This is a genomic window from Aliiroseovarius sp. (assembly GCF_030148435.1).
In the GTDB taxonomy this organism is placed as follows: Bacteria; Pseudomonadota; Alphaproteobacteria; order Rhodobacterales; family Rhodobacteraceae; genus JASBTN01.
Genome location: NZ_JASBTN010000046.1, coordinates 1 through 9,849, shown reverse-complemented (window position 1 = coordinate 9,849; position 9,849 = coordinate 1). Strand labels below are relative to the sequence as shown.

Genomic DNA, 9,849 nt, shown 5'->3' with positions numbered 1-9,849 from the left:
GCTCCAAGAGTACAATGGCGGCATAAGGCATATTTTGTTTCGTGATCGAGATGCCCTCGGGCAACCGCATCATCCTTCTGTCCGAAGGGCGCCTGCTGAACCTGGGCAACGCCACCGGCCACCCGTCCTTCGTGATGTCGGCCAGTTTTACCAACCAGGTGCTGGCCCAGATCGAGCTGTGGACCAAGGGCGACGAATACAACAACGACGTCTACATCCTGCCCAAACACCTGGATGAAAAGGTCGCGCGCCTGCATCTGGAGCGGATCGGCGTGAAGCTGACCACGCTGAGCGAAGACCAGGCGTCCTATATCGGCGTGACCCCTGAGGGGCCCTACAAGCCGGAACACTACCGCTACTGACCTCGGGAGCGGGATGAAATGAAACGCCGCCCGTTTCCGTGACGGGCGGCGTTTTTTCGTAACAGCGGGGAAATCCGCGCAAAAAAAAGAGGGCCACCAAGGCCCCCTTCGTATTTTTGGTGCCCCGGCGGTTACAGGTCCTCGCCGAAGCCGAAGTTCTCGGTCACGTAGTCGATGTCCTTGTCACCACGGCCCGACAGGTTGATCAGGATCGACTTGCCGGGATGTTTGGGCGCCTCGCGCATGGCGAAAGCCACCGCATGGGCGCTTTCCAGCGCGGGGATGATCCCTTCGTGGCGCGAGAGCGCGAAGAAGGCGTTCAGGGCCTCCTTGTCATCGCAGGCGGTATAGTTCGCCTTTCCGGTGCGATAGAGGTGCGCGTGTTCCGGGCCCACGCCCGGGTAATCCAGGCCCGAGGCAACCGTGTGGACCGGGGCCGGTTCACCTTTTTCGTCCTTCAGCACCATGGTGCGGAAGCCGTGGATGTCGCCATCCTCGCCGAAGGTGATCGTCGCGGCATGTTCGCCCAGTTTCGACGAGGTGCCCATCGGCTCCACACCATGGAGCGACACGTCCTCGTCGTCGATGAAGCCCGAGAACAGGCCCATCGCATTCGACCCCCCGCCGACACAGGCGGCAACCATGTCGGGCAGCTCGCCGGTCATTTCCAGGAACTGCTCGCGCGCTTCGACGCCGACCACGTGCTGGAAGTCTCGCACCATCATCGGGAACGGGTGCGGCCCCACGACCGAGCCGATTGCGAAAAGCGCGGTGTCGGCCTGTTCCATGTAGCTGCCGAAACAGCTGTCCACGGCTTCCTTCAGCGAGCGGCCCCCGAAACCGACCGGCACCACTTGGGCACCCAGCAGCTTCATGCGGGTCACGTTCGGGGCTTCCTTGGCGATGTCGATCTCGCCCATGTGAATCTCGCATTCCAGGCCGAAATAGGCCGCTGCGGTGGCCAGGGCCACGCCGTGCTGGCCGGCGCCGGTTTCCGCCATCAGCTTCTTCTTGCCCATGAACTTGGCCAGCAGACCCTCGGCCATGCAGTGGTTCAGCTTGTGCGCGCCGGTGTGGTTCAGGTCTTCGCGCTTGGCATAGATACGCGCACCGCCGACCAGGTCGGACAGGTTCTTGAAGTAGGAGACCGGCGTCGGGCGGCCCTGGAAATGCTTGCGAATGTGGCGCAGCTCGGCAATGTAATCGGCTGATTTCGAGATCCGCTCATACGCCTCGCGGATTTCCTTGAAATGCGGCTCCAGTGGTGGCGGCAGCATTGCGCCGCCGTAGTCACCAAAAAAGCCGTCCTTGTTCGGGGTGGATTTCAAATAGCCCATGCCGGTCCGTCCTCTGCTTATTTTCCGGGCGATCTGACAAGGTTTACGCACAAGGCTCAAGCGGAAAATTTCGACCGGCCGGCCGGTTTTGCAAGAATCTTGCGCTCCTCTTGACGTTGGGTCAGGTGGGTGAAGGGGAAAAGCGTGGCAATCTTTCCCTTTGTGATCGCCAGCGATGCCCCTAACCTGTCGTCGGTGGGGCTCGGCGTGCTTGATGGGCCCGAATTTTTGCAACTCAGGAGTTTGACATGGGAAAACGTGACGATCTGATCGCCAAATATGCGGATGATCTGAAGAACAAGTGCGGGATGACCCCGGACATGGACCTGCTGACCAAGGTGACGATCGGCTGCGGTCCGGCGATCTACAATGACGATGCCTCGACCGTCGCCGCGACGCAGGACAGCGAGCTGGAGACCGTCAAGGAGAACTTTCTGATCAAGAAACTGGACCTGAGCGACGGTCCGCAGCTGATGGAAGCGATCAACGCGGTGATCGACACCTATGGCCGGTCCGAGCGCAACAAGTACCGCGCCGTGGTCTATTACATGCTGGTCAAGCATTTCGGCAAGGAAGCCGTTTACGGTTGAGCCGTCCCGGTGGGGGTGATTTCCCAAGGGTTTCAGGGGCGTGCGGTATCCGCGCGCCCCTTTCGTTTGGTTAACAGGGACTTACCCGTAACCGACTGAATTTGAATGAATTTTTTGAGATAGCAAGCTTGCCCGACTCGCGGCATTTGCTTAAGTTCAACTCGAAGGCCAGGACGGTCGGACCCTAGATTTCAGAGACACGTGCGGTGCTGAGGGAGCACGTGGGGTGGAGAAGGGGTCCGAGGGGTCGGACCCCTTCTTTTTTCAGAACAGCGACAGAACCAGACCGGCCACCGCACAGCCCCCAGTGGCGTAGCCGCCGTCGATCCAGATCAGGCGTTTCGACCGGTTGCTGAACATCACGTTGTTGACGATCCAGGGCGCGGCGATGAACAGGCCCAGGCCCAACCCGGTCATGAAGCCCTTGGCCAATGTGTCGATCCCCGCCGTCACGAAGATGTGGCGCATCATGCCAGCGACCAGAAGGGCCATCAGGAAGGCCACGACATAAGGTTTCGGATCCGAGGCATTGACCGGCCTGCCGTCCGCGCCGGTCTCCACCCCGGCGGCCTCCATCCAGGGTTTCGAAAGCGCCATGTACCAGATGGCGCCGAAAGCATAGGCCGCGATGGCGGCCACGAACACGCTGACAATTCCCATGTATCTCTCCCTGTTCGCGTTATGCGAGACAGTATGGGCGGGAACTCAGTCCGTGTCGCCTGCCAATTCCAGAACGATCTGCCATTCGTCTTCGGTCACGGGTTGCACCGACAGGCGGGTGTTGTTGACCAGCACCATGTCCGCGAGGCGCGGATTCTCCTTGCACATGGCCAGCGTCACGGGTTTGGGCAGGCTCCGCACAGCCTTGATGTCGACGCAGTCCCAGCGGTCGTCATCGGTTGTGCTGTCGGGGTGGCTTTCGGCGATCACCTCGACAATGCCGACGATCTCTTTTTCTTTCTGCGAATGATAGAAGAAACCCAGATCGCCCAGTTTCATGGACCGCATGTGGTTGCGGGCCTGGTAGTTGCGCACGCCATCCCATTCCTCGCCGGCATCCCCCCTGGCGACCTGCTGGTCCCAACTCCAGGTCGAGACCTCGGATTTGAACAGCCAGAAATTCATCCGATCACCCGCTTCCATTCCTCGATACGCACGTCCGAAAACAGCCCGGCCCTGGCATAGGGATCATCCGCCGCCCACGCCCGGGCGTCGTCGACGCTTTCCATGTCCAGGATCACCAGAGAGCCATACATCTCGCCCTTGTCATTCAGGAAGGGTCCGGCCTGCACGGCGCCGGTCTCCTTCAGATAGGCCACATGGGCGTCCCGGTTGGACAGACGGGTTTCCAGCGCGCCGGGCTTGTCGGTGCAGATCACGGCAATGAGCATTCATTCCTCCTTCAAGGGACGGGAGAGCAGCATGTCCACTCCCTCCCGGATGGTGATGTGTTGATCGACGATACCGACAACCACATCGGTGATCGGCATGTCTATTTCGGCGTTTTGGGCCAGGTTAGAGACGGCTTTCGCGGTCCAGCGCCCTTCGACGGTGGTGTTGTCCGGGGGTGTTTCGCCCCGGCCCAGCATCTGCCCGAAAGCATAGTTTCGGGATTTGGGGCTGGTGCAGGTCAGGACAAGGTCGCCGAAGCCGGACAGGCCCGCGAGGGTTTCCGGCTCGGCGCCCTTGAGGGCGGCGAACCGCTGCATTTCGGCAAAGCCGCGGGTGATCAGAGCCGCGCGGGCGCTTTCGCCCAGACCCGCGCCCATGGCAATCCCGCAGGCGATGGCGATGACATTCTTCAGCGCGCCGCCCAACTCGACCCCGATCAGATCGGAGGAGCGGTACAGCCGCAGGTTGTCGGTGGACAGGCCCGCCTGGATTGCCCCGCCATCCCGGACCGCCAAGGTCAGCGCGGTGGGCAGGCCAGCGGCGATGTCCACGGCGAAGCTGGGGCCGGAGAGGATGGCGGGCCTGGCGTCCGGCACGGTCCGCGCGATGATTTCGGCCGGGCCGAGGCCGGATTGCATGTCGATGCCCTTGCAGGTCGCAACCAGTACTTTCCGGTGAAACAGGGTCTCGTTTGCTTCAAGGAACCCGGTCAGTTGCTGCATTGGCGTGGCAAGAAGCAGGATTTCCGATAGCGCCGCTTCGGCAAGGTCCGAAGTCACGCGCAGGCTGTCGGGAAAGCCATGGCCGGGCAGGCGGCGGGTGTTCTCACGACCCATATCCGTGACATCCCGGCCCCAGAGCGTGACCGGTCGCCCGTCGCGGGCCATGGAAATCGCTAGCGCCGTGCCGAAAGCGCCGGCACCAAGGATGGATATGCTCATGCCTTTGCCCCTTTCTTTCCCGATCCAAGCATGGCGGGAGCCCTGCGGTCCAGCGGCCATCTGGGTCGTGCTGCCAGGTCGAACCCGTCGCGATGGCCGGTGCGAAAGCGTTCGATCCCCGCCCAGGCGATCATGGCGGCGTTGTCGGTGCAAAGCGCAATGGGCGGGGCCAGAAACCGCGTGTCAAATTCGGCGCAAACAGTCTCTAACCCGCCCCGAATGGCCTGGTTTGCAGCCACGCCTCCGGCAACGGCCAGAACCGGTTCGGAAGGCGCCAGGGTCACGTATTCGCGCAGGGCGCGACGCGCCTTTTCCGCCAGGACATCTGTCACGGCGGCCTGAAACCCGGCGCAAAGATCGGCGCGGTCCGGCACACGCAGCCCGCCATGTTCGGCAACCTGCCGGTCCCGTTCGCGCAACAAAGCGGTTTTCAGACCCGAAAAGCTCATGTCGCAGCCGGGGCGATCCAGCAGCGGGCGGGGAAGCTTGAAGCGTTTTGCATTGCCGACACAGGCCTCGCGTTCCACCGACGGCCCGCCCGGTTGCGGCAGGCCCAGCAGCTTGGCGGCCTTGTCGAAAGCCTCGCCCGGGGCGTCGTCGATCGTGCCGCCCAGACGGGTGAAGTCATCCGGCCCCCTGGCGACCAGGAACTGGCAATGCCCGCCCGAAACCAGCAGCATCAGATAGGGAAAAGCGGCCTGATCCGTCAGGCGCGGCGTCAGGGCGTGGCCCGCCAGGTGGTTGACCCCGATCAGCGGCAGCCCGGTGCCCGCAGCCAGCCCCTTGGCGCACAGGACCCCGGCCAGCACGCCGCCGATCAGCCCGGGCCCGGCAGTGACCGCTATGGCGTCCAGATCGGCCAGCCGCAGACCGGCCTGCGCCAACGCCTGTTCGACACAAAGGTCCAGTTTTTCCGTATGCGCGCGGGCTGCGATTTCGGGCACGACGCCCCCGAATGCCTCGTGCAGTTCGGTCTGCCCGGCCACCACGTTGGACAGGATCTCGGGCGCGTGACCGGCCACATGGCGCACCACCGCCGCGCCGGTATCGTCGCAGGAGCTTTCGAGCCCCAGGATGGTTACGCTATCAGTCATCTCACCGCCATTGCGCAAAGGGTTCTGCCGGGGTAACACCTGAGGGTGTTTCAGACAATCCCACTGGTTTCATGAGCCAATCCATTCTTCTTCTCACCCGACCCGAGGCACAATCGCGCCGCGTGTTGGCGGATGTGCATGAGGTTTTGGGCGCCGATATCGCCTGTCTGATTTCCCCTGTGCTGGAGATCGAAAAACGCGAGGTCGCGGTCAGGCCGGAGGGGTATGCCGGTTTGATCCTGACCTCGGTCAACGGAGTTGCGGCGGCGCCGGATCTAACCGGGCGTCGGGTACATTGTGTCGGGGCGCGCACCGGGGAAGCGGCACAGGAGCGTGGTGCCGACCTGGGTGTCGTGGCGCTGGACGCCGCGCGGCTGGTGGAGCGAATCCTGGAAACCGGCGTGGCCGCGCCGCTTTTGCACATGCGTGGAGAACACGCGCGGGGCGAAATCGCCCGGATGCTCAGCTCGGCCGGGATCGAGACGCATGAGGCGGTGGTCTATGCGCAGCAGACGGTGGAGATGACCCGCGATGCGATTCGGCTGATCGAAGGGGACGGGCCGCTGGTTCTTCCCCTTTATTCTCCACGATCGGCCCGGTTGGTTGCACAGGCGGCGCGGCCGGGGCCACAGGTGCATGTCATTGCCCTGTCGCCGGCCGTGGCGCAGGAATATGCGGCTGTGACCGGACGGGATGTCGAGATTTGCGCCAGTCCGGAGGGCCCGGTCATGGTTGAGCGGATTGCCGCAGCCCTGCGCGGCAAGATTGCTTGAGGCGCCACCGGCGCACATATAGGGTTGAGAACCGAGGGCGAGGAAACTCGCCGGATAGATTCGAGAGGTTTCAGACACGTGGCCAAGTCCCCGAAAACCCCGAAGGAAGAAGTGCAGGATCCGGTTGAGGGCGCCGTGATCCCGGACCAGACCGCATCCAAGGATGTACCGCAGGACAGTCAGCCGGACACGGTTGTAGGTGCGGATGCGCCCGAGGCGGAAACGGCCGAAGACCTGCCTGAAATTGTCCTGAACGAAGAGGATCCCGTCGAGGCGGAAGATGACCCTCGGGCCGAGGAGGCCGGTGATGGGACCGACACTGGGCAGGACAGCCCCGAAGAGATTGCAGAAGAAACGTCCGCGCCCTCCGAACCGGCCATTGAATCCCATGTGGAGCCAGTCCCGACGGTCGCCGAACCCGCCGCGCGCCGGGGCGGGTTCGCACCGATGGTTCTGGGTGGCGTGATTGCCGCCGGTCTGGGTTTTGTCGGGGCGCAGTACCCGGATCAATGGCCCTTTCCGGAGGCTGCCGAGCAACCGAACCCCCTGGCCGCGGCGGTTGAGGCGCAGTCGGCCCGGCTGGACGCGCTGGATGCGGCGAATGGCGACGCTGCGGCGGCAATTGCCGTGTTGCAGGGCGATGATGCGGTGGATCGGTTGACCGAAACACTTGCGGGTGTGACCGCATCGCTGGCCGATCTGGACACCCGGCTGACCGCGGTCGAGAAACTGCCGACCGGCGATGGCACCGAGGCGGCTGAAGCGGCCGCCGCCGCCTATCAGCGCGAACTGAGCGAGCTGCGCGCGATGTTCGAAGCCGAACTCGCCAAGGTCAGTGCGGTACAGCAGGACGCTCAGGCCCTTTCGGCCAGCGCGGCAACGCGTGCCGCCCTTGCCAATGTCCTGGCCGCGCTGGACAGTGGCGCGCCCTTTGACGAGGCCGCCAAGGAGCTTTCCGATGTTATCGGCGCGCCCCTGCCGGACCCGTTGCCCGAAATGGCCGCCGATGGTGTGCCGACGCTTGCCACGCTGCAGGAGAGTTTCCCGGAAGCGGCGCGGGCCGCGCTCGACATCGCCATTCGCGCGGCGGTCGAAGATGGGTCCATGGGCCGTACCCAGGCGTTCCTGCGTACCCAGTTGGGTGTGCGCTCGTTGGAACCGAAGGAGGGCGACGATGCCGACGCCGTGCTCTCGCGCGCAGAAGAGGCCCTGCGCCACGGGCAGATAACGGTCGCTCTGAGCGAGCTTTCCGCTCTGTCCAAGGCCGCGCAACCGGCGCTGGCCGATTGGATTTCCACTGCCCAGGCCCGCGCGGCGGCCCTGGATGCGGGCCAGGTGCTCGCCACCCAAGTGAACAAGTGAGGTAACGACGATGCTGTGGTCCCTGTTCAAGATCATCCTTTTCGTGGTTGCCGTTGCCGCGCTGACCATCGGGGCCGAATGGCTGATGGAAAGCGACGGCGGGCTGCTCATCCAGTTTGGAGGGTGGGAGCTGTCACTGGGCGTGCTCCAGGCGGCAATTGGTGCGGTGCTGCTGGTTGTCGTCGTCTGGCTCGGCCTGATGGTGCTGGGCTTCCTGCATGCGGTGTTCAAGTTCCTGAACGGCGATGAAACCGCCATTTCGCGCTATTTCGATCGCAACCGCGAGCAGAAGGGCTATCGCGAGGTGGGCGAGGCAATGATGGCGCTGGCCTCGGGCGACGGGGCGGCTGCTCTGTCCAAGGCCACCAAGGCCGAACGCCACCTGCAGAAGCCCGAGCTGACCACCCTGCTGGTCGCCCAGGCTGCAGAGATGCAGGGTGACAAGATCCGCGCCGATCAGGCCTACAAGAAATTGCTCGGTGACAACCGGACCCGTTTCGTCGGCGTGCGCGGGCTGATGAAGGCCGAACTGGCCAAGGGCAATACCGACGTGGCGATGAAACTGGCCGAAAAGGCCTTCGCCCTGCAGCCGCGCCATGTAGACACGCAGGACACGCTGCTGAAGTTGCAGGCCGACAATGGCGACTGGACCGGCGCGCGCCAGACCCTGGGTGCCAAGCTGAAATACGGCGCCCTGCCGCGTGATGTGCACAAGCGCCGGGATGCGGTGCTGGCCCTGTCCGAAGCGGGTGTGCTTTTGAACGGCGAGGCCGGAGAGGGTGAACAGCTCGCCGCCATCGAGGCCAACAAGCAGAGCCCCGATCTGGTGCCTGCCGCAGCCCTGGCTGCCCGCGCCCTTGTCGAACAGGGCAAGAAACGTCAGGCCGTCAAGGTGATCACCAAGGCCTGGATCGCGCAGCCCCACCCGGACCTGGCCGCCGCTTTTGCCGCGATTGAACCCGACGAGGTGCCCGCCGCGCGGCTCAAGCGCTTCCGTGCCCTGACCAAACACCGCGAGGGCGATGCGGACACCCGCATGCTGCTGGCCGAGCTGCATATCGCTGCCGAGGATTTCTCCGCCGCGCGTACGGCCCTGGGCGACCTGGCCGAAAGCCAGCCGACCCAGCGGTCGCTGACCCTGATGGCTGCAATCGAACGTGGTGAAGGGGCCGATGATGCGGTGATCCGCGCCTGGCTTGCCAAGGCCGTGACCGCCCCGCGCGGCCCGCAATGGGTCTGCGACAACTGCAATCACATCCACGGCACCTGGGTGCCGGTCTGTGACAACTGCGGCGGTTTCGACACGCTGTCCTGGAAGACCCCGCCGGAAAGCGAAGCTTCTGTCATGGCGGGTTCGGACATGTTGCCCCTGATCGTAGCTGCACCGACTTCCGATCCGACGGAGGCGGACGTCGACGTGGTGGATGGGGCGGAACAGACCGAGGCGGCAAAGTCGGATCCGGAGCGCGCGACCGAGCCGACGCCCGAACCTCCGCACGCCGATTACGTCGAACCCGACGCGCCCGTGGACGGTGAAATCCTGGCCCCGGAAGTGGAAGTGAAACACTGAGGATGGCCCCAATTTTGGGGCTATCCAATCCCTCGCGGGGATGCTAAAGACCCCGCGCGTGCCGATGTAGCTCAGCTGGTAGAGCAACGCATTCGTAAGTAGCGGGTCCGCTCGTGATTGACGTTTGAAGCCAATGAGTTAGAGAAGGCACACAGTAACTAGTAGGGCCATAGTAGGGCCAAACGAGAGAAGGATGCCGGTGTAGCTCAGCTGGTAGAGCACGTCATTCGTAATGATGGGGTCGTAGGTTCGAGTCCTATCACCGGCACCATCTCTCCTTAAATTTCTAAATATATTCAACAATTTAGGGAGTGCGGGTGTTTTTTCATCCACCCTTTTAACCACCCGTACGCGCTCCATTTCCCTCGTTACGCGTGCTTTTCGCGACATCCACTTTCGACTATCCAAACCCCATGGATGACCTCGAC

General features: G+C 63.5%; 11 protein-coding genes, 1 tRNA gene and 1 pseudogene. 7 read left to right on the top strand and 6 right to left on the bottom strand.

Annotated elements, in window-relative coordinates; genetic code table 11:
• Nucleotides 1-41: 41 nt before the first annotated feature.
• Nucleotides 42-362, top strand: a pseudogene (locus Q1V43_RS08445) (adenosylhomocysteinase); the annotation flags it as partial.
• Between the two features lie 131 nt (nucleotides 363-493).
• Here Q1V43_RS08445 and trpB read toward each other — a convergent pair.
• Nucleotides 494-1,699 (bottom strand): tryptophan synthase subunit beta, encoded by a 1,206-nt coding sequence (gene trpB / locus Q1V43_RS08440; protein WP_300516483.1) that lies wholly within the window; start codon nucleotides 1,697-1,699, stop codon nucleotides 494-496.
• A 144-nt stretch (nucleotides 1,700-1,843) separates the two neighbouring features.
• Between trpB and Q1V43_RS08435 the strand changes: the two genes are divergently transcribed.
• Together Q1V43_RS08435 and Q1V43_RS08430 are read left to right on the top strand one after the other, a co-directional pair.
• On the top strand, nucleotides 1,844-1,969 hold the full coding sequence (locus Q1V43_RS08435; protein WP_300516481.1) for a hypothetical protein: 126 nt from the start codon (nucleotides 1,844-1,846) through the stop codon (nucleotides 1,967-1,969).
• Nucleotides 1,948-2,289, top strand: a complete 342-nt coding sequence (locus Q1V43_RS08430) for a DUF2853 family protein (protein ID WP_300516479.1) — start codon at nucleotides 1,948-1,950, stop codon at nucleotides 2,287-2,289. Before Q1V43_RS08435 ends, Q1V43_RS08430 begins: the two co-directional genes overlap by 22 nt.
• Nucleotides 2,290-2,553: 264 nt before the next feature.
• Here the strand turns inward: Q1V43_RS08430 and Q1V43_RS08425 are convergent, their stop codons facing one another.
• The 5 genes from Q1V43_RS08425 to tsaD are packed head-to-tail and all read right to left on the bottom strand — an operon-like array spanning nucleotide 2,554 to nucleotide 5,716.
• Complete coding sequence (locus tag Q1V43_RS08425) at nucleotides 2,554-2,949, bottom strand: DUF1761 domain-containing protein (protein WP_300516477.1); 396 nt, start codon at nucleotides 2,947-2,949, stop codon at nucleotides 2,554-2,556.
• A 45-nt stretch (nucleotides 2,950-2,994) separates the two neighbouring features.
• Nucleotides 2,995-3,414, bottom strand: a complete 420-nt coding sequence (locus tag Q1V43_RS08420) for an EVE domain-containing protein (RefSeq protein ID WP_300516474.1) — start codon at nucleotides 3,412-3,414, stop codon at nucleotides 2,995-2,997.
• Entirely contained in the window at nucleotides 3,411-3,680 is a 270-nt protein-coding gene (locus tag Q1V43_RS08415) for a YciI family protein (protein WP_300516471.1), read from the bottom strand. The genes Q1V43_RS08420 and Q1V43_RS08415 overlap by 4 nt, the downstream gene beginning before the upstream one ends.
• Nucleotides 3,681-4,622, bottom strand: coding sequence for an NAD(P)H-dependent glycerol-3-phosphate dehydrogenase (locus Q1V43_RS08410; RefSeq protein WP_300516469.1), 942 nt, complete (start codon nucleotides 4,620-4,622; stop codon nucleotides 3,681-3,683).
• Nucleotides 4,619-5,716, bottom strand: coding sequence for a tRNA (adenosine(37)-N6)-threonylcarbamoyltransferase complex transferase subunit TsaD (tsaD, locus tag Q1V43_RS08405; RefSeq protein ID WP_300516467.1), 1,098 nt, complete (start codon nucleotides 5,714-5,716; stop codon nucleotides 4,619-4,621). Before tsaD ends, Q1V43_RS08410 begins: the two co-directional genes overlap by 4 nt.
• Before the next feature lie 71 nt (nucleotides 5,717-5,787).
• Between tsaD and Q1V43_RS08400 the strand changes: the two genes are divergently transcribed.
• The 4 genes from Q1V43_RS08400 (at nucleotide 5,788) to Q1V43_RS08385 (ending at nucleotide 9,692) form a co-directional block, all read left to right on the top strand.
• On the top strand, nucleotides 5,788-6,489 hold the full coding sequence (locus Q1V43_RS08400) for a uroporphyrinogen-III synthase (RefSeq protein WP_300516465.1): 702 nt from the start codon (nucleotides 5,788-5,790) through the stop codon (nucleotides 6,487-6,489).
• A gap of 78 nt (nucleotides 6,490-6,567) precedes the next feature.
• Nucleotides 6,568-7,851, top strand: coding sequence for a hypothetical protein (locus tag Q1V43_RS08395; RefSeq protein ID WP_300516463.1), 1,284 nt, complete (start codon nucleotides 6,568-6,570; stop codon nucleotides 7,849-7,851).
• A 10-nt stretch (nucleotides 7,852-7,861) separates the two neighbouring features.
• Entirely contained in the window at nucleotides 7,862-9,421 is a 1,560-nt protein-coding gene (locus Q1V43_RS08390; RefSeq protein ID WP_300516460.1) for a heme biosynthesis HemY N-terminal domain-containing protein, read from the top strand.
• A 195-nt stretch (nucleotides 9,422-9,616) separates the two neighbouring features.
• Nucleotides 9,617-9,692: transfer RNA gene (locus Q1V43_RS08385), tRNA-Thr, on the top strand.
• Nucleotides 9,693-9,849 lie beyond the last annotated feature (157 nt).

Bases quoted from the DNA above. Each gene is read 5' to 3' on its own strand.
- trpB (WP_300516483.1), bottom strand. From the start codon at position 1,699: ATGGGCTATTTGAAATCCACCCCGAACAAGGACGGCTTTTTTGGTGAC.
- Q1V43_RS08430 (WP_300516479.1), top strand. From the start codon at position 1,948: ATGGGAAAACGTGACGATCTGATCGCCAAATATGCGGATGATCTGAAG.
- Q1V43_RS08425 (WP_300516477.1), bottom strand. From the start codon at position 2,949: ATGGGAATTGTCAGCGTGTTCGTGGCCGCCATCGCGGCCTATGCTTTC.
- Q1V43_RS08420 (WP_300516474.1), bottom strand. From the start codon at position 3,414: ATGAATTTCTGGCTGTTCAAATCCGAGGTCTCGACCTGGAGTTGGGAC.
- Q1V43_RS08415 (WP_300516471.1), bottom strand. From the start codon at position 3,680: ATGCTCATTGCCGTGATCTGCACCGACAAGCCCGGCGCGCTGGAAACC.
- Q1V43_RS08410 (WP_300516469.1), bottom strand. From the start codon at position 4,622: ATGAGCATATCCATCCTTGGTGCCGGCGCTTTCGGCACGGCGCTAGCG.
- tsaD (WP_300516467.1), bottom strand. From the start codon at position 5,716: ATGACTGATAGCGTAACCATCCTGGGGCTCGAAAGCTCCTGCGACGAT.
- Q1V43_RS08400 (WP_300516465.1), top strand. From the start codon at position 5,788: ATGAGCCAATCCATTCTTCTTCTCACCCGACCCGAGGCACAATCGCGC.
- Q1V43_RS08390 (WP_300516460.1), top strand. From the start codon at position 7,862: ATGCTGTGGTCCCTGTTCAAGATCATCCTTTTCGTGGTTGCCGTTGCC.